Source organism: Parabacteroides sp. KHUB-03 (genome assembly GCF_056640975.1).
This window is the reverse complement of the sequence record NZ_CM153257.1, coordinates 781331-805420: the sequence shown is the minus strand read 5'-3', so window position 1 is coordinate 805420 and position 24090 is coordinate 781331. Positions and strand designations below refer to the sequence as shown.

Annotated in this window: 19 protein-coding genes and 1 CRISPR repeat array; of the genes, 8 read left to right on the top strand and 11 right to left on the bottom strand. The window is 37.3% G+C overall.

Annotated elements, in window-relative coordinates:
• Window position 1: 1 nt before the first annotated feature.
• The gene (gene cas2, locus ACYIB7_RS03425) at window positions 2-292 is read left to right on the top strand and encodes a CRISPR-associated endonuclease Cas2 (RefSeq protein ID WP_099463343.1); all 291 of its coding nucleotides are present in this window, start codon (window positions 2-4) and stop codon (window positions 290-292) included.
• Between the two features lie 165 nt (window positions 293-457).
• Window positions 458-1292: direct repeats of the CRISPR family, unit length 33 nt; unit sequence GTCGCGTCTCATACGAGACGCGTGGATAGAAAC.
• Window positions 1293-1441: 149 nt separating this feature from the next.
• Here the strand turns inward: cas2 and ACYIB7_RS03420 are convergent.
• Complete coding sequence (locus ACYIB7_RS03420; protein ID WP_099463344.1) at window positions 1442-2047, bottom strand: OmpH/Skp family outer membrane protein; 606 nt, start codon at window positions 2045-2047, stop codon at window positions 1442-1444.
• Window positions 2048-2069: 22 nt separating this feature from the next.
• Entirely contained in the window at window positions 2070-2288 is a 219-nt protein-coding gene (locus ACYIB7_RS03415) for a hypothetical protein (RefSeq protein WP_099463345.1), read from the bottom strand.
• 147 nt (window positions 2289-2435) lie between these two features.
• Between ACYIB7_RS03415 and ACYIB7_RS03410 the strand changes: the two genes are divergently transcribed.
• From ACYIB7_RS03410 to ACYIB7_RS03400, 3 genes are all read left to right on the top strand, one after another.
• On the top strand, window positions 2436-3893 hold the full coding sequence (locus ACYIB7_RS03410) for an aminoacyl-histidine dipeptidase (RefSeq protein WP_480338091.1): 1458 nt from the start codon (window positions 2436-2438) through the stop codon (window positions 3891-3893).
• A gap of 148 nt (window positions 3894-4041) precedes the next feature.
• Entirely contained in the window at window positions 4042-5562 is a 1521-nt protein-coding gene (locus tag ACYIB7_RS03405; protein ID WP_103984065.1) for a hypothetical protein, read from the top strand.
• Window positions 5563-5582: 20 nt separating this feature from the next.
• Window positions 5583-6572, top strand: coding sequence for an endonuclease/exonuclease/phosphatase family protein (locus ACYIB7_RS03400; RefSeq protein ID WP_480338090.1), 990 nt, complete (start codon window positions 5583-5585; stop codon window positions 6570-6572).
• Window positions 6573-6580: 8 nt separating this feature from the next.
• On the opposite strand, the gene ACYIB7_RS03395 is transcribed toward ACYIB7_RS03400, so the two are convergent.
• The 3 genes from ACYIB7_RS03395 to ACYIB7_RS03385 all read right to left on the bottom strand — a co-directional run bounded on the left by ACYIB7_RS03395 (window position 6581) and on the right by ACYIB7_RS03385 (window position 10013).
• On the bottom strand, window positions 6581-7825 hold the full coding sequence (locus ACYIB7_RS03395) for an ABC transporter permease (protein WP_103984063.1): 1245 nt from the start codon (window positions 7823-7825) through the stop codon (window positions 6581-6583).
• Window positions 7826-7842: 17 nt separating this feature from the next.
• Window positions 7843-9042 carry a pyridoxal phosphate-dependent aminotransferase gene (locus ACYIB7_RS03390; protein WP_480338089.1) on the bottom strand — a complete coding sequence of 400 codons (1200 nt, stop codon included), beginning with the start codon at window positions 9040-9042 and terminating at the stop codon, window positions 7843-7845.
• Between the two features lie 74 nt (window positions 9043-9116).
• Complete coding sequence (locus tag ACYIB7_RS03385) at window positions 9117-10013, bottom strand: YitT family protein (RefSeq protein ID WP_103984061.1); 897 nt, start codon at window positions 10011-10013, stop codon at window positions 9117-9119.
• Window positions 10014-10299: 286 nt separating this feature from the next.
• On the opposite strand from ACYIB7_RS03385, the gene ACYIB7_RS03380 reads away from it, so the two are divergent.
• From ACYIB7_RS03380 to ACYIB7_RS03365, 4 genes are all read left to right on the top strand, one after another.
• Complete coding sequence (locus ACYIB7_RS03380) at window positions 10300-11559, top strand: putative DNA modification/repair radical SAM protein (protein WP_103984060.1); 1260 nt, start codon at window positions 10300-10302, stop codon at window positions 11557-11559.
• Between the two features lie 3 nt (window positions 11560-11562).
• Window positions 11563-12327, top strand: coding sequence for a TIGR03915 family putative DNA repair protein (locus ACYIB7_RS03375; RefSeq protein WP_103984059.1), 765 nt, complete (start codon window positions 11563-11565; stop codon window positions 12325-12327).
• Between the two features lie 33 nt (window positions 12328-12360).
• Window positions 12361-12957, top strand: a complete 597-nt coding sequence (locus tag ACYIB7_RS03370) for a MarC family protein (protein WP_099463354.1) — start codon at window positions 12361-12363, stop codon at window positions 12955-12957.
• 75 nt (window positions 12958-13032) lie between these two features.
• Window positions 13033-15900, top strand: a complete 2868-nt coding sequence (locus ACYIB7_RS03365) for a hypothetical protein (RefSeq protein WP_103984058.1) — start codon at window positions 13033-13035, stop codon at window positions 15898-15900.
• Window positions 15901-16041: 141 nt separating this feature from the next.
• Here ACYIB7_RS03365 and ACYIB7_RS03360 read toward each other — a convergent pair whose 3' ends face one another.
• The 6 genes from ACYIB7_RS03360 to ACYIB7_RS03335 all read right to left on the bottom strand — a co-directional run bounded on the left by ACYIB7_RS03360 (window position 16042) and on the right by ACYIB7_RS03335 (window position 23948).
• Entirely contained in the window at window positions 16042-17790 is a 1749-nt protein-coding gene (locus ACYIB7_RS03360) for a phospho-sugar mutase (RefSeq protein WP_099463356.1), read from the bottom strand.
• A gap of 135 nt (window positions 17791-17925) precedes the next feature.
• Entirely contained in the window at window positions 17926-19611 is a 1686-nt protein-coding gene (locus ACYIB7_RS03355; RefSeq protein WP_103984057.1) for a M23 family metallopeptidase, read from the bottom strand.
• A 42-nt stretch (window positions 19612-19653) separates the two neighbouring features.
• The gene (locus tag ACYIB7_RS03350) at window positions 19654-20937 is read right to left on the bottom strand and encodes a M64 family metallopeptidase (protein ID WP_103984056.1); all 1284 of its coding nucleotides are present in this window, start codon (window positions 20935-20937) and stop codon (window positions 19654-19656) included.
• 65 nt (window positions 20938-21002) lie between these two features.
• Window positions 21003-22676, bottom strand: coding sequence for a GAF domain-containing sensor histidine kinase (locus ACYIB7_RS03345; protein WP_480338088.1), 1674 nt, complete (start codon window positions 22674-22676; stop codon window positions 21003-21005).
• Window positions 22677-22867: 191 nt separating this feature from the next.
• Window positions 22868-23350 (bottom strand): ferritin, encoded by a 483-nt coding sequence (locus ACYIB7_RS03340; RefSeq protein WP_103984054.1) that lies wholly within the window; start codon window positions 23348-23350, stop codon window positions 22868-22870.
• 115 nt (window positions 23351-23465) lie between these two features.
• On the bottom strand, window positions 23466-23948 hold the full coding sequence (locus tag ACYIB7_RS03335) for a ferritin (RefSeq protein WP_480338442.1): 483 nt from the start codon (window positions 23946-23948) through the stop codon (window positions 23466-23468).
• Window positions 23949-24090 lie beyond the last annotated feature (142 nt).

Here is a 24090-nt window from a genome sequence, read left to right as displayed (position 1 = left end):
TATGATGATATTGATTACATATGATGTTGAAGTTTCTTCGGAAGCAGGCAGCTCGCGACTTAGAAAAGTAGCAAAAGAATGTCAAAATTATGGACAACGCGTTCAAAACTCAGTTTTTGAATGTGTAATAAATGAAGCTGATTTCTTATTTTTACAAAATAAAATTAAGTCAATCATTGATCCTGAAAAAGATAGTATCCGTTTTTATTTTTTAGGAAAAAACTGGCAAAAGAGAATAGAATGTATTGGAAAAGTTACATCTTATGATGTAACATCAGAATTGATAATTTAAAGTGCGAACCTTTAGTGATACAAAAATTGCTAGATTATCGCACTGTTTTATTTTCAATAACTTATAAATAAAACATTAGTAAATATTGATTTATAGAACGTAAAAGAATACTTTCGCGAAAAGTACTTTTTTTCAGACTATATATCAATGTCTTATTAAGCAAGAGTCGCGTCTCATACGAGACGCGTGGATAGAAACCTAACTGATCTATGAGCAGCATGCACTTTGGATCGGTCGCGTCTCATACGAGACGCGTGGATAGAAACTTATGTCCTAACATTACCTGCACCTCTTTTATGGTCGCGTCTCATACGAGACGCGTGGATAGAAACAATATTTTGTTAACTTTATTTACACAAAAAAAGAGTCGCGTCTCATACGAGACGCGTGGATAGAAACTGCGATTTGTCAGCAAAGAAAGCCCGGTGCATCTGTCGCGTCTCATACGAGACGCGTGGATAGAAACAAGGATTATTCAAGTTGAAAATCATTCTAACCCGTCGCGTCTCATACGAGACGCGTGGATAGAAACGATAGATCGTTTAACACCGATCCGGGACAAGTCGTCGCGTCTCATACGAGACGCGTGGATAGAAACCCGACAAATATAACAGGAGTTGGGCGTTAATTAGTCGCGTCTCATACGAGACGCGTGGATAGAAACTCGTGAGCCATGTTTCGACGGCCGAAAAGGTAAGTCGCGTCTCATACGAGACGCGTGGATAGAAACTGCGTTCGAGGTTGTAAGCGGCATCCTTACGAGCGTCGCGTCTCATACGAGACGCGTGGATAGAAACATCCTTCCGTCCGTACGTCTTACCGTCTGCCGGAGGTCGCGTCTCATACGAGACGCGTGGATAGAAACCAGAGAAATTAATTGTTGATTGTATAAAAGCCGGGGTCGCGTCTCATACGAGACGCGTGGATAGAAACTTGCTAAATGATAAAGAACAAGGCTATCCTTACCGTCGCGTCTCATACGGGACGCGTGGATAAAAACATAGTTTGATCAATCTCTTCGGTCTACTTTGTGTCAAATGTAAACTAACTATACATTTGCCAGAAGAACCATAAAACAAAAAAAGCCACTCCCAGATAATCCGGAAGCGGCTTTCTTCTATGACGTTTTACAGCTATTTCTAAAAGCTATTACTTACTTTGAGATGAATAATTTTTATTCAGATATTCTATCAATTCACCTGTAATATCATAAGCATCACCAGCCAATAAAATATTATCACCTACAGTATTGCTGAAAATTACCTGGAAATGTTTATCCTTATTAAATTCTTTCAACTGTGAAACCAGTGTATCACGAAGTTGCTCACTTACCCTCTGTTGTTCAGCAACCAATTCCTGAGCCAACTGATTATCCAAGTTCTGTAGTTCCTGTTGTTTATTGATCAAACGTTGTTGTTCAGATTCTGCGCGTTCACGGGTAAGAAATGCGTTATTTTCCACTTTACGCTGAAAGTCCTGCATTTCACTTTGCAATGACCGGGCTTTTTGTGTAATACTGGCACGGGAATTTTCTGATTTTTTCAAAATAATCTCATTCAGGTCTTTTGAATAATTGTAATTCTGTAAAAGAGAGTCAACATTGACATAGGCAATCGGAAGTATCCCTGTTGTATCCTCCCCGGAAGTAAATGTTCTTGTGACCTCAGATTCCTTTTTACCGGAAAATTGCATAATAAACAATATTATTACAGCCACAGCAAGCACACCGTTAATAACGTAGTTAATGTTCTTCATAAAGTGTAAATTAAATCTTTATTTATTCTTTTATTTCTTTCATTCTATCATATAGATTCTTTTGAGCCGCATCTTCTCTGTCCTGTGTTTTTGCACAATGTATACCCTTCTTTCCTAATGCCCTGTTACCATCGATATGTGTATTAGGAAACCTTCCTCCCTTTTTCAGCAACACTTTGATAGATAATAACACAACACTTATAACAAGAATTATGACAGCAAGCAATAACGTTGTAAGCATTTTCTCTATATTTGTGGACGCAAATATAAGAGTTTAACTGATTATAAAATATCTTTTCGGTATTTTATTCTACTTTTTTTCGAACATTATCCTTAGAGATACCATATTATTAACTATAGAGTAACATCTATAATACATCGTAACATTATGAAGATTACAGATTTAAAGCCAGAAATCGTATGGAAATTTTTCCATCAGGTAACACAAGTTCCCCGTCCGTCAAAAAAAGAGGGTAAAATGATCCAATTCCTTGAATCATTTGCCAAAGAGTACAATATAGCTATCAAAAAAGATGCTGCAGGCAATATCTTAATGTCTAAGCCGGCTACTCCGGGAATGGAAAACCGTCCAACCGTTATTTTACAATCGCACATGGATATGGTTTGCGAAAAAAATAACGGAACCGTTCACAATTTCGATAAAGATCCTATTGAAACTGTCGTAGAAGGGAATTGGCTCCATGCAAACGGAACTACACTTGGTGCGGATAACGGCATCGGCGTAGCTGCAGAATTAGCCATCCTGGCTTCCAACGATATTGAACATGGTCCTGTCGAATGCCTTTTCACAGTTGATGAAGAAACCGGGCTTACCGGAGCAAAAGCCATCGAAAAAGGATTTATGACCGGAGAAATCCTGCTAAATCTTGACAGTGAAGATGAAGGTGAAATATTTATGGGTTGTGCCGGAGGCAAAGACACACAAGCCGTTTTTCATTATCATCCGCAACCAACCTCTCCCAACATGCAATATTTCCGTATTGATATAAAAGGATTGAATGGAGGACACTCCGGCGGCGAAATACACAAAGGTTTAGGTAATGCCAATAAAATTCTGGTTCGTTTCTTATTCCTTTTAAAACAGAAATATCCGTTTGTTTTATGCTCTATTGACGGAGGTAATTTACGCAATGCCATTGCCCGCGAAGCACATGTTGTAATAGGCATTCGTCCGGAAGACAAAGAAAACGTACGCATCATGCTGAATCATTTCACTGCGGATATTGAAAATGAATTAAAGCATATCGACCCGAAAGTACAAATTACAATGGAATCTGTCGATCGTCCTGAAGTGCATATTGATAATACAACTACAGAAAAACTAATCCTTGCATTACATGCGTGCCCGCATGGTGTTATTGGCATGAGTCACGATATTGAAGGGCTAGTCGAAACTTCGACAAACCTGGCTTCCGTAAAGATGAAAGAACACAATACAATTGTTATAGGAACCAGCCAACGCAGTTCCATTGAATCATGTAAAATAGCCGTTGCCAACCAAGTAGCATCAACATTTTTACTTGCAGGCGCAGATGTAAGCCATGGAGACGGTTACCCCGGATGGGCTCCAAATCCAGATTCCAAAATACTGAAAGTTGCCCAGGAAACATACAAACGTTTATTTAATAAAGATGCCAAAATTATGGCTATACATGCCGGATTGGAATGTGGATTATTCCTCGAGAAATATCCTAACCTGGACATGATTTCATTCGGTCCGACTCTACGTGAAGTTCATTCGCCGAATGAACGCATACAGATTGATACTGTTGGTTTGTGGTGGAATCATCTCGTTGAATTATTAAAGAGTATTCCTGCAAAATAAAACAAAGTATTGTCCGTTATAAGAGAGGATGTACATAGCAATATGTTAATCCTCTTTTTTATGCCTCGATTTGGAAACATAATTAGAAAAAATTTGTTTATTGATAAGAAACAGAACAAAAAGGCATATTATTTAACATTTACAGAAAATGAAAAGATTAACCATAATAATATTCATTCTTTCCGCTGTAATACTGAATCTTTTATCAGGATGCGACGGACTGGACGAACATTATTCCACAAACCCAAACCACAGGCTGGACTTTTCTAAAGATACAGTAGCTTTTGACACCATATTCAGTACAATTGGTTCCACCACAAAACAATTGATGATTTATAACAACAATTCAGAAGCACTCAATATTGAATCCATCTTGCTGGCAGGAGGAGGAACGACAGGTTTCCGTATTAATGTAGACGGCAGAAAAGGAGACTCTTTCAGTAACGTCAGCATTCTTGCCAAAGATAGCATGTATGTTTTCGTTGAAGTGACAGTAGACCCAAATGGAACGGATCAACCTTTATTGATTGAAGATTCTATCGTGTTCGTCACAAACGGAATGCAACAATCTGTTATACTTGAAGCTTATGGACAGGATGTAAATTTATATAAAGGTGGGGTTACCATCACTAAAGACAGTATACTTACCGCCAATCGTCCTTATCTGATCTACGACAGCCTGGTTATCGCCCCCAACGCAAAAGTAACCATTGAAAAAGGTGCGACATTTTACATGCACGACAAAGCAAACATTATTGTACGTGGAACAATGGAAGCCAACGGCACCCAAGATCAACCGGTCATATTCCGTGGAGACCGGCTGGATTTTATATTGGATAATGTATTGCCTTACGACCGAACTCCGGGACAATGGGGAGGAATTATATTCAAAAAAGCCAGTTTTAACAACACAATGAATTACGTTATTGTCCGTAATGGCACGACAGGCATTTCTTGCGAATTATCAGAACCTGAATTAAGCAAACTAGAGATCAGCAATTCGCAGATAACAAATATGAGTAAAGATTTATTCAGTGCTATCAATTGTAACATTACAGCAACAAACAGTGAATTCAGTAATGCAAAAGGCAGCGTTGTTACGCTCATTGGTGGTAAATATTATTTTGCACATTGCACATTGGCCAATTATATGGTCTTATTAACGCGAGACAGCCAAAGCAAAGGTGAAGTGCCTAGTAAGACACTCAGAATATTTAATAATGCTACGGTCAACGAAAGCGGCCCATATCCAATTATACAGGCACAATTTGACAACTGTATTATAGATGGCAGCTTTTCAGCCGGAGAAAAGGAATTAGGAGGAGAGTTACAAATCACGTCCGGAGCAACCTTTAAATCGGAAAACACCAGTTTCGATTTTCTTTTTAATCATTGTCTGATTAAAACTAAAGGCGAAGCTAATAACAATTTTAAGGACGTTATCTTTATAACAAAAAGTCCGGAGTATATACAAACAGGAGAAAAAGAGAACAAATATGCTTTCGATTTCCGGCTTGCCAGTGATAAAGAAGAAGGCATAGGCAAAGCTGATTTATCTGTTGCCCGGAAATATCCAAAAGACCGTTATGGTATAGACCGGTTATCTAGTACTAACGGTCCAACTATTGGAGCGTATGAATATGTTCCAAAAGAAAACAATAAGCAATGAGATAAACCAGAACCTGAACTATGAAACTATTTACGTTTTTCTTCTTTTTGGTTACTTTCTCCGCGACAGCTCAAACCAATTTCAGAGTAATGAGTTATAATGTAGAAAATCTATTCGACACAACAGATAATCCGGATAAAGACGATAACGACTTTTTACCTTCCGGAAACAGACATTGGACTCAAAAGCGATATAATCTCAAATTACAACATATAGCAAAAGTTATATCTGCCATTGGCGAATGGGATACGCCGGCAATTGTAGGCCTATGTGAAATAGAGAACGATTCCGCATTAGTTCATCTTCTTAATCGTACACCATTACGCCAGCAACAATATCGCTATTGTATCACACAAAGTCAGGACAGACGGGGAATTAATGTGGCATTACTTTATCAACGGGATAAATTTAAATACCTTGGTCACAAAGCAGAGTCTATTTCATACTCACATAAAAAGCACAAACTATCGCGCGACCTGTTACATGTATGGGGTAAACTAATTACAGAAGATACTTTAGACATTTTTGTCTGCCACCTTCCGTCTCGCTACGGTGGAGAAAAAGAGAGTGAAACCGACCGTATAGACGCAACAACAACACTCATCAATCTATGTGATTCACTAAAGCAAATCCGTACCAGTGCACATTTCATCATTATGGGGGATTTCAATGACACGCCCGAGAACAAGAGCTTGACAAAAATAGAACAATCTTGTTTCCTGCACAACCTGTTTTCAAATCTGAAAGAGTTTTCACCTAAAGGAAGCCACAAATATCAAGGAAACTGGAGCCAGTTGGATCATATAATTATCAGCAGAGATTTAATCGATACCACAAAATCCTTCCACTACATTCCTCAAAGTGCTCGGATATACGCACCTCCGTTCTTGTTCACCAAAGATAAAACATGGCATGGAACCAGACCATTCAGAACTTATTATGGATTCAGATATGAAGGAGGTTACAGCGATCATTTACCTTTAATTGCCGATTTTATTATCTCCTACTAACAGTAAAATTACTCAAAACGGATACTACGAGCCGGATCAATTTTAGTTATCAAATAAGAAGGACCAAGCATCATCAGCATTGATATGCAAAGTGTCCCTATATTCAACAAAACAAGTGACAGAATATTCAAATCGACAGGCACTGCATCCAGATAATATATAGACGGGTCCAGGGTAATTATCTTAAAATGGGATTGCATCAGACATAAGAAAACACCTATTATATTCCCCCATAACATACCCTTACCTATCAGGAAAAATGATACATACAAAAAAATATGACGTATACTTGTATTATTCTGTCCCAAAGCCTTCAAAATACCAATCATATTCGTTCGCTCCAAAATAATAATCAGCAATCCTGAAATCATGGTAAAGCCAGCAACAGATAGCATTAACACCAATATTACCACAACATTAATATCTAATACGTCCAGCCAATTAAATATCATCGGGTTCAACTCTTTTATAGAGCGGGCATAGAACGTATTACCATTACGATCTTGTTTTTCAGCAAGATCAAAATATAAATCTTCAGAAATCTGATCCAAATTATCATAATTATCAACAAATAGCTCAAGGCCGCTCACCTGATCTTTTTCCCAACCGTTTAACCGGCGTATCTGTTTTATATCAGCAATAACAAAAAGCTTATCGTAATCAAGAAAACCCGTTTCATAAATGCCTGCAATATGAAATTTACGGGCACGAACATTATCCTGGACAAAATATGTAAGGAATGAATCTCCCACATTCAGTTGCAATAAATCAGCCAAATAACGGGAAATAATAACATCAGTAGAATTTTTATCCGGATCGATAGAAATGATATTTCCTTCTTTCAGATTATTCCGGAAAAATGTCCAGTCATAATCTGTATCTACTCCTTTCAGTACGATACCCTGGAAGTCATTCTCTGTCTTCAAAATGCCTGGCTTGGTTGCAAACGATTCAACATGCCGAATACCAGGAAATACACGAAGGTTTTGCAGCAAAGTGTCACTTATAGCAATTGGCGTTGATTCATACGAAGAGTTACTGTCAAAATTTGTAATTTGAATATGAGAGCCAAAACCGATTACCTTATTCCTGACTTCTTTTTTAAAACCTATGACAATTGCCACAGAAAGGATCATCACAGCAAGCCCTAAAGCAATGCCAATAATGGCAATACGAACAGCAGGAGATATAACTTTCCGATCACCCTCCTTGCTAAAATGTATTCTTCTTGCTATGAATAATTCTAAACTCAAAACAGTTGACAGTCAGCTTATATTGTTTTGCCCGGATAAGCCTCCAATGCTTTCTGAAGGACAATCAGAGCCTTAGCCAAATCTTCTTTCTTCAGGACATAAGCTATACGTACTTCATTTTTTCCCAAACCGGGTGTTGTATAAAAACCTGATGCAGGAGCCATCATAACAGTTTGTCCTTCAAAACTAAATTCACTCAAACACCATGCACAAAATTTATCAGCATCATCCACAGGAAGTTTTGCAACCGTATAAAAAGCTCCCATAGGAATCGGAGAATAACAACCAGGAATACGGTTCAGTCCGTCAATCAAAAATTTACGACGTTCTACATATTCATTGTAAACCTCCAACATATAGTCTTCCGGTGTATCCAGAGAAGCTTCGGCTATTATTTGTCCGATCAATGGAGGGCTTAAACGAGCCTGACACCATTTCATAACATTCTCTTTCACCATTTGGTTCTTCGTAATCAGTGCACCTATACGAATACCACATTCACTATAACGCTTAGAAACAGAATCTACCAAAACTACATTATTCTCAATTCCTTTCAAATGAAAAGCTGAAATATAAGGAGCTCCTGTATAACAAAACTCGCGATATACCTCGTCAGAAAACAAAAACAAGTCATACTTTTTTACTATATCACGAATCTGGTCCATTTCTTTTTGTGTATACAAATAGCCAGTCGGATTATTAGGATTACAAATCAAAATTGCTTTTGTGTGAGACGTTATCAGTTCTTCAAATTTTTCAACAGACGGAAGAGCAAATCCTTCGTCAATAGTAGAAGGTATAGTCTTAATTACAGCTCCACATGAAATAGCAAATGCCATATAATTAGCATAAGCCGGTTCCGGTACAATAATTTCATCACCCGGATCAAGACAAGCCATAAATGAGAAAAATACAGCTTCAGAGCCTCCGGTAGTAATAATTATATCATCAATATTTACATGAATATTGAATTTTTCATAATAAAGAACCAATTTCTCACGGAAGCTTCGTATTCCTTCACTTGGCGAGTATTCCAACACTTTCCTGTCTACATGGCGCATCGCATCCATCGCGACTTCGGGCGTAGGTAAATCGGGCTGTCCGATGTTAAGATGATACACCTTAATACCTTGTGCTTTTGCCTTATTGGCAAGCGGAACGAGCTTTCTGATAGGAGAAGCCGGCATATTGACTCCTCGTTGTGAGATGTTGGGCATTTTTTACTATTATTTTTTTCCTTTTGAAGGGCAAAGATAATAATAATTGATAATTGGGAATTGAAAATAAGAAATTAAATGCCCGGACGGGGAGAATCCTTACTGGCATGCATAGTTGAAACGAATGCATGTGGATCAATCTCTTTCACTCCATCCTTTAATTTCGGAAGATCTTTGCGTTCGGCTATCGTGAATATTATTTCCGTTTCCAGACCTTCATACATACCTTTTCCGTGAATAAACGTACCACGCATGCCTAGCTGATTCACAATCAGGTTCTTCATATCCTGTGTCTTCTTAGAAACGATAAATACTGCACGATTCGGATTTTCCACCTGAAACATTTCTACAATTTTCCCATATACAAAAATAGTAAACCACGAATACAACGGAACCGCCCAATCCCTGAAAACAATCAGCCCAAGCAACACGACTGCGGAGTCTAACACTATAATCATATTGCTAACTTTCAAATTCGAATCATTAGCAATAACACGCGCCAACACATCCGTACCCGCGCTGGTACTTTGGGCACGGAATATACATGTTACGCCTACTCCCAAAATGGCACCACCATAAAATGCCGCAATAAAAGCATCATTCTCCACCAGTGGGTCTGTCAGAAAATAAGATAGTGTATCAGTAAAGATGGAAATTAGCAAAAAGGTAACTATTGTTTTAGGCCCCGACGAAAGACCTATCTTTTTCATCGCCAGGAACATTAGCGGAATATTGAAACATAATGCAGTAGCCCCCATAGGCAAACCCTCCGGCAAAAAAGGAAACAATCCCTTTGTCACATAATGGATCACAATAGAAACACCATACACGCCTCCCGGTACAATTTTATACGGAGCAAGGAAAAGCACATAACTAAGAGCTTGCAAAAACGAACCCACAACAATCAATGAATAATCGGCTGCGTTTTTTTTCAATGTAGCATTAGAAGGTACTGCCATTTTTTGTTTCATATTTCGAATTAAGCGTTATTTGTAAAATGTTGCAAATATAGACAAAAAAAGATTTGAACTTAACGAAGAAAATAACTTTTCATTCCTATACTGAAAAGAAAGATTTGAAATTACCAGTTTGTCAAAAACATTCATATAAACGACCAATCTTAACTACAAATTACTTAGGAAGAACGTCTGTAAAAATGCTCTTCCTTTTTATATAACCACTCTTGTTAAATCTACAGAAGTCCTATATTTGTTCACCCAATATTGTTACATTTGTAAAAATAATTTTCGGAATAAAATGAATGAAACAGTTCTTGAAAAATTGAAAGTCCTGGCCGAATCAGCAAAATACGATGTATCTTGTGCCTCCAGCGGAACTTCACGTTCACATAAGAACGGAAGTATCGGCAGTGCTGCCGGTTGGGGTATTTGCCATAGCTTTGCCGAAGACGGACGCTGCATTTCCCTTCTGAAAATTATGCTCACCAATTATTGTATATACGATTGCGCATACTGTATAAACCGTAGAAGCAATGATATACGGAGGGCAACACTTTCCGTAACCGAATTAGTTAACCTCACAATCGAATTTTATCGTCGTAATTATATTGAAGGACTTTTCTTAAGCTCAGGTGTTGTCCGTAATCCGGACTACACAATGGAACGACTTGTAAAAGCGATAAAAGACCTTCGTTTAATTTATCACTTTAATGGTTATATTCACATGAAAAGCATTCCCGGAGCAAGTCAGGAATTAGTCAATGAAGCAGGACTATATGCAGACCGCTTAAGTGTGAATATAGAGATACCAAATGAAAAAAGCCTGCAAATATTAGCGCCTGAGAAAGATTTCCAAAGCGTATTTACACCTATGCGCTACATTCAGCAAGGTGTATTACAAAGCGCTGAAGAAAGAAAACGTTTCCGCTCTGCACCACGTTTTGCCCCAGCCGGACAAAGCACACAAATGATTGTTGGCGCAACAGCAGATACAGACAAAGATATTTTGCATCTTTCCTCTGCTCTTTATCAGAGACCAACAATGAAAAGGGTTTATTATTCAGGTTTTATTCCTGTCAATTCTTACGACAACCGTTTGCCTGCACTAAAACAACCGCCATTAGTCCGCGAAAACCGTTTATACCAAGCCGATTGGTTGTTGCGTTTTTATCAATTTAAAGTTGATGAAATCGTGAATGACACATATCCTGACTTAGATATAGAAATTGACCCGAAACTTTCATGGGCACTACGTCACCCTGAAAAATTTCCGGTAGATATAAATAAAGCCGATTATGAGATGTTGCTCCGCGTACCCGGAATAGGTATAAAATCAGCCCAGATAATCATTGTCTCCCGCCGATATTCAAACCTTGGAAGTGAACAATTAAAGAAAATAGGTGTTGTTATGAAAAAAGCCCAGTATTTCATTACCTGCCGCGAACTGCCGGTAAAGACAATAAACGAAGTGAGTCCCGAGGCTTTACGGCAGATATTAACGAAAAAAGCAAACACAAAAACAGACGACCGACAATTGATAATACAGTTTCAAGAATAGCAGATGATTATTTTTATTTATGACAAAACATTTGAAGGTTTGCTAACCGCAGTATTCGACGCTTATACCCGCCGGACATTCCCGGATGTTTTACTAACAGAAAAGGAACCTCTACCGCTGTTCTACGATGAAGCTGTAACTATATATACAGATGGGACAAAAGCAGAACGTGTATGGAAAGGACTGCAGAAAAAAATATCAGAATTGTCATTGTCCGGATTAAGCATTACGTGGTTGTCGGAACTACCGGAAGTAGACATGCTTTTGTTTCGTTATATACGCAAGGCAATTGATGCTCCGAAAACAATAGAATATAACCTGGGAGACCCGGATGTACTTGAAGTCTCAAAAATATGGAAAAAAGTGAGTCAGGAACGTTTACGTGTCATACAATTTTTACGTTTCCAGAAAGCTTCCGACGGAACTTATTTTGCAGCATTAGCACCATTATACAACGTATTACCACTCACTTTATCACATTTAACAGACCGTTTCGCCGATCAGAGATGGCTTCTTTACGATTTAAAACGTGAATATGGTTATTATTATGATTTGCAGGAAACAATAGAAGTACACTTCGAAAATAAAGATTCACATCTCATTTCGGGTTTATTAAGTGAAGATATAATGGATAAAGACGAAAAACTATTTCAACAAATGTGGTCGGCCTATTTCAAATCGATTGCCATAAAGGAGCGTTTAAATCCTAAACTTCACAGGCAAAACATGCCGGAGCGTTTCTGGAAATACATGCCTGAGAAAAAATAAAAGACAAAACAAAAATCATAAATAAATAAAGCTATGTTATCCAATTTTGATTTCCAACAGATGGCAAGTGCCTTTATCGTCTTATTCGCCGTAATCGACATTATTGGCTCTATTCCTATCATTGTAGAACTAAAACGACGTGGAAAAGGCGTTAATGCACTGAAAGCTACAACGATCTCATTTGGACTGATGGTAGGATTTTTCTATGTAGGGGATTATATACTCCAACTGTTTCACGTAGACATAGAATCATTTGCAGTTGCAGGTTCTTTTATCATATTCCTGCTGGCATTAGAAATGATTCTGGACATTGAAATATTCAAGAATCAAGGCCCTATAAAAGAAGCAACTCTTGTCCCTCTGGTTTTTCCTTTATTAGCTGGAGCAGGCTCATTTACTACATTACTTTCGCTAAGAGCCGAATATGCTTCTATCAATATTTTAGTTGCTTTGATATTAAATATGATATGGGTCTATTTTGTTGTCCGCATGACGGCTAAAGTGGAAAAAATATTAGGGAAAGGCGGCATATATATGATCCGGAAATTCTTCGGTATTATTCTGTTAGCTATTTCGGTCAGGTTATTCACATCCAATATCGCACTTCTTTTTGACGGCTTGCAGAAATAGAGAATAAATCCGGGAACATAACTTCACTGATCTTGTTTTCTATTATACAAGGCATTTTTATCCGGAAAAAAATCTATGAAAGGGCGAAAAATAGAAAGGCTAATAAAATCTATAGTTTCATCTGTCATTTTACTGTCAGCTGTCCTTTTCGTCCTGAACATGGTTTTAACCAATCGCCTGGAACGATTCCTTAAAAAGGAACTGGTTGAACGAACTTCTAAAGCGACGGACGGTTTTTACAAACTTTCTTTTAATGATTTGTCTATCAGTTTTTTTAAAGGCGAATTGAAAATCAGCGGCGTATCTTTTACCCCCGACCCGGCAACCTTTCATTTATGGGAATCAAAAGACAGCCTGCCCGACATATATATCAATGCAAAAGTCGGAACTATTGGTTTCAGAGGTGTAAACCTTACCTGGCGCTGGAATTTTAAAAGGTTGCATTTTCAATCTTTCGAAATCAAGTCACCCGAAATACATCTATTCAGCCCATTTTATGCCAACCACACAGCAGCAGAGATAAAACACAGCAAATCAAAAACATTATACGAAATTATATCACCTTACATTAATGTATTAAGCGTCCGTACACTTAACCTGGAAAATGCCAGTATATTTTATACCGTCCAGAACTCGTCCACACCTATTATATATGCACTTAACAATGTTAGCTTCCACGGATATGGTTTCTGGCTGGATTCTTTATCATCCACAAACGGTAAGTTATTATATTGCGACAACTTTGACTTTAAAACCAATCGCCCCCAGACATTACTGACAAACAATGATTTTTTACTCCAAACAGATAGTATCGCATTAGACACCCAAGATTCAATCATATACATCAAAGATATACGCATTCTTCCCCAAGAAAAATTATGGAACGAAAGAAAACAGAAGCCTGACAATTTTCTACTGGCCAATATACATGACATCGAAGCAAAAGGTGTTTTCTTTAAACGTAAACATGCATTGAATTACTTAGAAGCACATTCCTTTAATATTTCAAATCCTGACATAGAAGCATTCAATCTGGTAAATGAAAAATCAGGTTCTAATAAAGATTCAACAGATATTGCAAAAACAGATTCAATCGTACAGGCGTTATCTTTATATGATATTATTTCCCCAGTACTGCATAGTGTATCTATTCATCAAGTATCAGTCAACGATGCACACCTCAACTATTCCCAATCCAAACATCAATTCAAGGATATTTATCAAGTGGACAATTTTAGTTTCCGGGGGAATGAATTTCTAATCGATTCTCTTTCGTTTGAAAAATATGATCTGGGATATTTTCGCAGTTTTTCATTCAATGCCTCAGGAATAAATGGAATGATGCCGGCACATAACTATCACTTCCAGATAGAAAACATGATGTTAAATACAGAAACAAAACATTTCCAGATAAACAAAGTAAAATTAAATCCTATATCTACAAACACACACAAAGATTATATTTCCGGCCAAATAGATTCTGTCGGCTTAAATGGCCTATTCTATAAAAAAGGCACAAACTTAAGTATCTTAAATATGGGAAAACTAACAATTGTACGGCCCCAACTTACTTTCAAATGGTATCAAAAAAAGAAAATATTACCACCACAGTCCAGCAAAGCCCAATTTAACATTAAAAACATTTATAAGCAACTCGGTTCTTTTACAAATCAGGTCGTGTTAGATAAAATTAAAATAACAGAAGGTCGTTTTGAATACATAAACATAGTCAACGATAGTACAAAAACAGATGAGATAATTTCACCTTTTGATCTGGAATTAACAGGAGTCTATATAGATAATATCAAACAAAAATATAATCTAAAAGACATTTATTTCCAGACAAAAGACATAAAAATTCCATTAGACAACGGTTTTTACTTTTTAAACATCGGAACTTTGAAATTGAAGCAATCCCAGCTAATACTGGATAGCTTACATCTAGTATCGCCATATCCTAAAATGGAATTTGCTTATAAACAACCACAACATAAAGATTGGTTTGATGTAAAAATAGGAAATATCTCACTGACAGATATTGACATACCACATTACTTCACTCATAATCAATTAAAAATAGGAAATCTGAAAATAAAAGATGTATTATTGCAGAATTTTAAAAACAAAAAGATTTATGTCGAACCTCATATCGTCCCGATGGTTTACTCTTTTATTCAAAAAGCACCGGTTCTATTCACTATTGGGAATGCAGACATAAAAAATTTCTCTGTTATTTATGAAGAACTGGAAAAGAAAGGAACATTGCCGGGAAAGATCTATTTTACAGATATGAACGGACATTTTGCCGGTTTGACAAACATCATCTCCTCCAATAATCAATACATACGGCTAGATGCAAACGGTAAACTAATGGGGCAAGGTTACTTTGCGGCTACCTGGAAATTACCGGTTGATTCATTAAACGACCGGTTTTTACTACATGCCCAAATGGATAGTCTGAATTTAACCGCACTAAATGAAATCATCACACCGCTGGTTTCAGCCGAAATAAAAAGCGGGTGGACTAACGGATTTTCTTTTAATATGGATGCATCCAGTAAAGGCGGGGAAATAGAATTGCAATTTCCATATCGCAACCTTAAAGTTTCTTTGCAGAAAGAGAAGAATGGCGAAATTCACAGCAACGCATTTCTATCAGGTTTGGCCAATCTATTACTTAGGGATAACAATCCGAGCCATCCGGAAAAGGCAGACAGCAAACTCCGATACATAAACATGTACATAGAACGTGATCCATATCATTCAACATTCAATTACCTATGGCAGCTTCTTCGTCCGGCAGTTGCAGCCTCTGTCGGTGTATCAAAAACAGAACAAGATGTCGCAAAAGGTATTTCGTCTTTTTTCGGGAAAGTAAAACGCTTCTTTGAAGGGGAAAAAAAGAAATTTGAAGAACATGAAGAAAAGAGAGAACACAAATAAAAGATATGAGTTTAGAAAACCATAGTTATGATTTTTCCAACTCATAACTATGAATATCCAATGGGTATTCAAAAAAAGGAGACGGCCTAACTTTGATTGTTAGACAGCCTCCTTATTCAATCTTATAAATTTAACAATCGATTAAATACCTAATGATGCTTTAATCTGATTGATCTTTTCGACAGCCGCTTTTTCGGCTTCCGGAATATCATTCACACTGTTTATCTTAGAATGCACTTCGCAATAGAATTTAATCTTAGGTTCTGTTCCTGAAGGGCGGATTGAGACTTTCGTATTATCTTCCGTAAAATATTGCAATACATTAGAAGTTGTAGGCATATCCAGAGATAAAGTTTCATTATCAGCAAAACTATGACCTTTCAGCGAAGCATAATCATAGAAATATGTCACTTTTGAACCTGCTATTTCCTGCAATGGATTTTCGCGGAACTTCTTCATCATAGCTTCTATTTCTTCTGCCCCGCTCTTACCTTTCTTCACTACAGAAATTCCCTGTTCCTTTGAATATCCATATTCCACATAAATTTTCTGTAACAATTGGAATAATGATAATCCCTGGTCTTTTGCCCAGGCAGCAATTTCTGCAAGAATAGCACAGGCCGAAACAGCATCCTTATCACGAACAAAGTCTTCGCATAAGAAACCATAGCTTTCTTCACCACCACCAATGTAGTTTTTCTTGCCTTCATTCTTCTTCATTACATCGGCAATCCATTTGAAACCTGTATAAACATCATACAGTTCCACACCATTACGTTCTGCAATAGTACGAATTGTTTCCGTTGTTACAATTGTCTTCACAACATATTCCTTGCCCTGAATTTTACCTAGTTCTTTCCAGCGGGTAATCAAATAATAAACAAACATCAAAGCAGTCTGGTTACCATTCAACAGAACCCATTCGCCTTCGTTATTCTTAACAGCTGCACCTACACGGTCTGCATCCGGGTCAGAAGCTAATACCAGTTCTGCATCTGTTTCTTTTGCTTTTTCTACTGCCATAGATAACGCAGCCGGTTCTTCCGGATTGGGAGAGACAACAGTTGGGAAATCTCCGCTTACAACGTCTTGTTCAGGAACGTGAATAATGTTCGTGAATCCAAAAGCTTTCAAAGCATCAGGAACCAACTTAACGCCTGTTCCATGAATCGGAGTATAAACGATCTTCATATCTTTATGACGGACTATCGACTCCGGGGACAAAGATATTGTTGTCAGATCGTGAATATATTGATCATCGATTTCTTTACCAAGAATTTCAATTAATTCTTTGTTGCCTTTGAACTTGATATCGCTGGCATTGCGTATTTTATTTACTTCGGCAATTGTATTACGGTCATGCGGTGCTATCATCTGTGCTCCGTCATCCCAATATGCTTTATAGCCATTATATTCTTTCGGATTATGGGATGCAGTCAGGATAATTCCGCTTTGACACCCTAATTTGCGGATAGTATATGACATTTCAGGTGTAGGGCGAAGATTTTCGAACAAATAAACTTTGATACCGTTTGCAGAAAAAATATCTGCCGATATTTCAGCAAACTTGCGGCTATTATTACGGCAATCGTAACCAATTACGACTTTTATCTGATCTAAATCAGCAAATTCTTTTTTCAGATAATTAGATAAGCCTTGCGTAGCAGCACCAACAGTATAAATATTCATACGGTTAGAGCCAACACCCATAATTCCACGCAAGCCGCCTGTTCCAAATTCCAGATCTTTATAGAAACATTCTATTAATTCCGTAGCATCTTCGTTGTCTAACAAAGCTTGTACCTGCGCACGTGTTTCGGCATCATAACTCTTAGTAAGCCATCCTTGAGCCTTACTTCTGACCATTTCCAATAACTCGTTGTTTTCCATGTTTATATTGTGTTTGTTGTTGAACAAATTACTCTATTATAAAGAAAACAAATATACGAATTAATTGATTTAAACAAATCTTTCAACTATGATTTTCGATGTTAAAATGGTTTCAAATTCAAGCCAGTATCTTATCTACCAATTAAACGTGTGGTTATAAACAGATTGGTTGCCACAAGCATCTGTCACAACAAGTTCAAGGTCATGTTTGCCGGGTTTCAACCTTTCTTTATCAAAGCGATAAGTAATTACAGATTTATTATTCATTTCAAATAATACAAATTGCCCGTCTACAGTTCCTTTATATGTTTGCACACCGCTTAAATCGTCCGACAGCCGGAAAGCAATGCTTCGTTTGTTTACCCAGGTTGCCGGATTCAGAGGCGTGATAACCGGAGCTTTTATATCTTGCTTGATCATATAACTCCCCAATTCTTTAATGTCAGCATCTATCCAACCATTCCTGTAAACTCCGCCCATCCAGGATGCACGTCCATTCTGTACACGTACCACCCCATATTGTTGCTTATTTTCCAAAGTGTCATGTTGCAAACGCAGAGACAACTGTGCTGATTTATGCAATGGAACCGGCTGATTATGCAAAACGTGGATTGCAGACAATGCAGATTCATCTTCTTTCACCTCATATCTGAACAACACGTCGTCATATAAACTGCCACGTAGAATAGTAAGCCGTATACCTTTAGCACCAAACTTATTATCGCTTCCCCAATGGAAAAACTCTACACCGGAAGTATCCGGTTCCGGTATAGCTTGTTGTTTTCCTTCAATCCATATGGAAAGTTGAGTCGTATTACCAAATGTATCGGACAACCTATAAATTAAATGATAAGTTTTCGGTTCGTCCACAGAAAGTATACCCCGGTTTATTCCTTCCATAAACCGCAAACGATTACCCGGTTCTATAAAACTTTTCATATAAAATGAACGTTTGTTTTTCCAGGCCTCATAATCCGTAAAACTATTCAGATAACGGGTTTCATCAAATGCATAACGATCCAGGTTACTATGAAACAAAACCTGGCTGTCTGCCAATAAAGTAATTTCTTTCACTCCATAAATATTGGAAGTGTTATCCATATAATCATATGCTTTAACAGCCAGCCCGACATCACCCCACGCTTCCAACTTTCCTGTAACAGCCTGTTTTCCATCTTTAGAAGTAATAAGTTTCAACTCCTGTTTCTTGCTACTGCCATTCACAACACCTTGCCCTGATATAGGATAAATCATAACACCTTGTATTTTGGGCGCCCGTGTATCTGTGATTTTATCCCTGAAATAGTCAATCGGGTCAAGCACTTCTTCCGTTTCCGTATCTCGTACTTCAAAATGCAGATGAGGTCCTCCCGAGCTTCCCGTATTACCACTCAAAGCTACTATTTCACCTTTTTTCACCGGGAAAATATCAGGGGTAAGACTCAAGTCCACATTAAAACTCTCTTTTTGATATTGCTGCTCTTTCACATAGTCGGCAATCTTTTTAGAAAATTTATTCAAATGCCCATAGACCGTAGTTGTTCCATCTGGATGAGTCAAGTAAAGTCCGTTCCCATATCCCCAGGGACTAACCGAAATGCGGGAAACATATCCTTCCTCTACAGCATGCACAGGCTTACCTTCAACACCCTGTGTCTTAAAATCTATCCCCGAATGAAAATGATTATTTCTTAATTCTCCGAAATTTCCGCTCAATAGGATCGGAAAATCAAAAGGTGCTTGATATTCCTGCGCTGTAAGAGGTAAAGTTACAATAAAAGAAGTCAGACAAATGCCTGCTATAATATGATGTACTTGCATAATATCTTGTCGTTATATCGGACAAACATACGGAAAATATCTTTACTTTTTATCGGTCAGGAAATTTATCATCTGCACAATAGCCCGGCTACAAGCCGGACAGAATGGTGCATAATCCCGCATCATACAATGATCCATAGGACGATAAATACCTTTAGCAATATAGCCCCCGCCTTCAAACACCCCTATTCTATCTTTATTTTCATCATCCAATGGCGTTGGAACCGGAGTATTATCCGGCAGCAAATCTTTCCACTTAGTTTCGAAATTCACTAATGTTGTTATATTGGGTTCCCACGGTTCATATTTCAGATTATAAAAATCTACATAAGCAACAGAAGATGCGAAATATTCATCTGCCAATCCTGCAAAACTATGTCCGAATTCATGAACAAACACAACTTGGGTTTTTACATTATCCGCCGTACCCATTGCATAAAAATTATACATACCTCCGCCACCATACGTATCTGCATTCACAAGAATAAAAATAGCATCACAGGGTACGTTCCAAACGGCATCACGAATAGATTTCATATCAGGCGTTGTCAAATACCGGTCTATTCCGAACGTATAATAACCCGAGTTAAGTGCCGTGTTCTTAAAAACGCCTTGACCCGAGATATCCGTACCGGAGTCTTCCGAAATTAACCCAACCGCCCAAACGTTAAAATCATCCCTATACTTATCATAAGGGGCGGTTTTAAATAACGATTCGGCAAAACGCTTAACATCTGCAATAAACTTATCTTGTTCGTTTTTTGTATAACCTTCAGCCAAAAAGACCATATCTACTTTTTCTGCCGGATTTCCTTTATACTGAACTCGAGTAATGTTATTATCCTTCAGTTTTCCACGATCAATAAAAATACTGGAAGGATCCATTCCTGTTTTCAATAATGGATGAAATTTCATATCTTTCTTATCCCGGGCAGTAATTTCAATCAAAACCGGAGCTTTCGGATATGGAACAGAAATACTATTTGTCCATGACTGTGTTTCTTTATCAGCCTGTTCCGTAGTACGCCATTCCTCAAACAACGTATTAAAACCACGAGAATAAATCAGTCGATTATCGGCCTTGTTATATATATTCACATAATATCCGCCATAATTAAACTTATCTATCAAATTTTTCCGAGGTCCTCCCCAAACGGGTTCTTCCCGAAACTGTTGAATTGCAGCCGACTGAGATTTGGCATTTCCACTAAGAGCAAAATCTATCCGCAGACTTTTGGGAAGGAAATAAGTATCAAATTCATTTTGTGCCATACATGCCAGGCCACAAACCAAAAAGAACAAAAGAAAAGAAAGTCGTGTTTTCATAACAAGTAGTTTTCATTGGCTTTTAATTATGCATACAAATATAGGAAATATTTATCTCCTTACAGTCAATACGAAAACAAAGGAAGTGTAAACCAGAAAATGGAACCTTTTCCCAACTCCGACTCAAGCCCTATTTTTCCACCCAAAGCTTCTACAATTGTTTTACAAATAGGAAGACCTAAACCTGTTCCCTGGCTAAAATTATCTATTTTCACAAATCGCTCAAATATACTATCGTGATATTCCGGAGAAATACCTATACCTGTATCTGTAACAGAAATCTGAACAAATTCTCCCACAAGCTTATAAGATAATACAATTTGCCCTTTATCTGTAAATTTATACGCATTCGAAATAAGGTTTATAATAATCTGCCGGATTCTCTGTTCATCTGTATGGAGCAATAAATCAGGATGGGCATCTTTATCAAAAACAAAACGCAAATGGGTAAACTCCGATGCCATGTATATATTAGCTATTCCCTGGCATATGTGTTTCAGATTTATACTTTTTTTCTGATATTTCAAGACACCGGCTTCTATTTTCGAAAAATCAAGAATATCAGATATCAGCTGAAGTAACAACTCGTTATTTTTATTGATTATATCCTGAAAGTAACGACGTTCTTCAACAGTTTCCATTTCTGCCATAATTCCGGAAAAACCAACTATAGCATTAAGCGGGGTACGGATTTCATGACTCATGTTAGCCAGAAAAGCCGATTTCAACTTATCCGCTTCCCGTATTTTCTCCATCTCAAGCTCTGCCTTCTGTTTCTCTTCTTCCGCTTTTCTCAGTTTCTCTTCCATCTCCATTTTCAGGCGGTTCTCTGTATTATCACTGATAATAAGCAAATAGCCAATCTTCCCCAATTCTTCATCATGCAAAATCAACCCTCTTATCTGAAGATACTTAACACGGTCTGTAATAGTACTGCAATAATAATTACCAATCTTATCGAAATGAAAAGTAACAGGCAAATCAAAATTTTCATATCGTCTTAAGCAACCGGCAACATTTACAGGAAGATTCGGGTTCTCAAATAAATTAATTCCCAACAAACATTCCCGGCGACTCCCAAAAATCCGGGCATCTGCCTCATTTACATCAATCAGGAATCCATCCGTATCATATAATTCTACTCCAACAGGCAAGTTAGAAAATATCATCTGAAAACGCATATTACTTTGTAATAAACGTTTCCGGGAATCTTGAATATTCTCCAGGACATTCTGACGTTCTATAATAATAGAGAATATATTCGAGATAATACGAACATTTTCTATCTCTGACAATGTCCATTGGCGGCGGACACGAATAGCATCAAAACCAAGAAAGCCTCTGATTTTTCCATGAAAAGAAAGCGGCAACACCAACATAGACAATAATCCTTGCTTTTGAAATAATTTCCGGTCTATATGTGCTTCTTCGGGCAGATCTTTAATATCGTGAAGTACAATATCGTTTCCGGAAATAAGAGTATCAATCATCCATGGTATTGTTTCATAAGACAAAACAGATGAATCTTCTTTGGAAGTATCGACCCAGGTACTTGTAACCTCATACAAAAAATCAGCTACTTTATATTCAGTATCAAAAGTTGCGACATAAACCCAATCAGCATTAAAAAAGTCAATAAGTATTTTCATTGCTTTTTCTATGGCATCTTTTTCCTCTGAATTGAAAAGCAAAGCTATTACTTCCGAAATAATTTGTTTGATATTAGATACTGAGGCCATATATACCAGTATATAGTTTTCTGAAATTCTTTTGATATTCAAGACAGACAAATCTAGAAAATAAATTTCATTTAATATATTTTCAAACTAAAAAAGTATCAATTTAACACAAATAAGAAAGGTTGCATATAATATGCAACCTTTCTTGAACAGAATATACAACAAATTGTTTCAAATATACAAATTTCACATTATCTCTTTCCTAGTTTATGATCCATTATTCCAAAATGACATTCGCCATAATGTTTCAATTCATCAACAATAGACTTAGCCGTCGATTCTTCTTCCACCTGTTCACGCACAAAACCAAACAAGAAATCTCTAACTGCATGGTCTTTTTCGGCTTCTGCTATATCCATCATTTTATCGATCATTTCAGAAACATGTATTTCATGTTTATAGACATGTTCAAAAACTTCCAATGGATTGCCCCATGCAGACGGGACAACATTTATCTGACCGATTGTAATATCACCACCCCGGTCTATTGCGAAATCGATCATTTTGTGGGCATGCTCCATTTCTTCATCGGCTTGCTTACGCATCCAATGAGCAAAACCATTCAGACCTTCTTTCTGAAAATACACTGACATCGACAAATAGAGGTTAGACGACCACATTTCTGCATTCACTTGAACGTTGAATGCTTCCGTTAGTTTTTTACTTAAAATCATAGCATTATACCCTTTCAATATTAATTTGACACAATGATTGTGAAATGTTTATTGCAAAAATAAGTATTTATTTAATTTTAAGCTATACTTTCAACCTCTAATTCTTTGTTTTTTCTTAGCTTCTTTTACACAACTGATGATCTAAAATGGCAATATGGTGTTCGCCATACGATTTTAATTTTTCAACGATATTTTTAGCTGTTGCTTCTTCTTCCACTTGTTCACGGACAAATCCCCACAAAAAATCCTGTGTCGCCTTATCTTTTTCCACAGAAGCAACATCAACCAGTTTATCTATAAGTTCAGAAATATAGGTTTCGTGTTTATATATGTGTTCAAAAATTTCAAGCGGACTTCCCCAAGCTGTAGGAACCGAATTAACCGGACTGATATTTACCTGTCCGCCACGCTGTACCGAATAATCAATCATACGATAAGCATGTTCTGTTTCTTCTTCAGACTGTTTACGCATCCAATGAGCACATCCGTCGAGTCCAAGAACCAGAAAATGCGCATACATAGACATGTACAGGTTAGCCGACCACATTTCTGCATTTATTTGCTCATTCAGAGCATCTGATAGTTTTCTACTTAAAATCATAATGGTTCGTTTTAATGAAATTATTTTATAATAAAACAAGCCACTAGAATTTTAGTTTATACCAAATAGAGATTATTTAATTTCTATTTTGACTGAAGCCCGCTGTAAGGAGAATAATATCTCCTATCTTTATACGTTC

Coding starts and splice junctions, on each gene's coding strand:
- cas2 (WP_099463343.1), top strand. CDS start 2: ATGATGATATTGATTACATATGATGTTGAAGTTTCTTCGGAAGCAGGC.
- ACYIB7_RS03420 (WP_099463344.1), bottom strand. CDS start 2,047: ATGAAGAACATTAACTACGTTATTAACGGTGTGCTTGCTGTGGCTGTA.
- ACYIB7_RS03415 (WP_099463345.1), bottom strand. CDS start 2,288: ATGCTTACAACGTTATTGCTTGCTGTCATAATTCTTGTTATAAGTGTT.
- ACYIB7_RS03410 (WP_480338091.1), top strand. CDS start 2,436: ATGAAGATTACAGATTTAAAGCCAGAAATCGTATGGAAATTTTTCCAT.
- ACYIB7_RS03405 (WP_103984065.1), top strand. CDS start 4,042: ATGAAAAGATTAACCATAATAATATTCATTCTTTCCGCTGTAATACTG.
- ACYIB7_RS03400 (WP_480338090.1), top strand. CDS start 5,583: ATGAAACTATTTACGTTTTTCTTCTTTTTGGTTACTTTCTCCGCGACA.
- ACYIB7_RS03390 (WP_480338089.1), bottom strand. CDS start 9,042: ATGCCCAACATCTCACAACGAGGAGTCAATATGCCGGCTTCTCCTATC.
- ACYIB7_RS03385 (WP_103984061.1), bottom strand. CDS start 10,013: ATGAAACAAAAAATGGCAGTACCTTCTAATGCTACATTGAAAAAAAAC.
- ACYIB7_RS03380 (WP_103984060.1), top strand. CDS start 10,300: ATGAATGAAACAGTTCTTGAAAAATTGAAAGTCCTGGCCGAATCAGCA.
- ACYIB7_RS03375 (WP_103984059.1), top strand. CDS start 11,563: ATGATTATTTTTATTTATGACAAAACATTTGAAGGTTTGCTAACCGCA.
- ACYIB7_RS03370 (WP_099463354.1), top strand. CDS start 12,361: ATGTTATCCAATTTTGATTTCCAACAGATGGCAAGTGCCTTTATCGTC.
- ACYIB7_RS03365 (WP_103984058.1), top strand. CDS start 13,033: ATGAAAGGGCGAAAAATAGAAAGGCTAATAAAATCTATAGTTTCATCT.
- ACYIB7_RS03360 (WP_099463356.1), bottom strand. CDS start 17,790: ATGGAAAACAACGAGTTATTGGAAATGGTCAGAAGTAAGGCTCAAGGA.
- ACYIB7_RS03355 (WP_103984057.1), bottom strand. CDS start 19,611: ATGCAAGTACATCATATTATAGCAGGCATTTGTCTGACTTCTTTTATT.
- ACYIB7_RS03350 (WP_103984056.1), bottom strand. CDS start 20,937: ATGAAAACACGACTTTCTTTTCTTTTGTTCTTTTTGGTTTGTGGCCTG.
- ACYIB7_RS03345 (WP_480338088.1), bottom strand. CDS start 22,676: ATGGCCTCAGTATCTAATATCAAACAAATTATTTCGGAAGTAATAGCT.
- ACYIB7_RS03340 (WP_103984054.1), bottom strand. CDS start 23,350: ATGATTTTAAGTAAAAAACTAACGGAAGCATTCAACGTTCAAGTGAAT.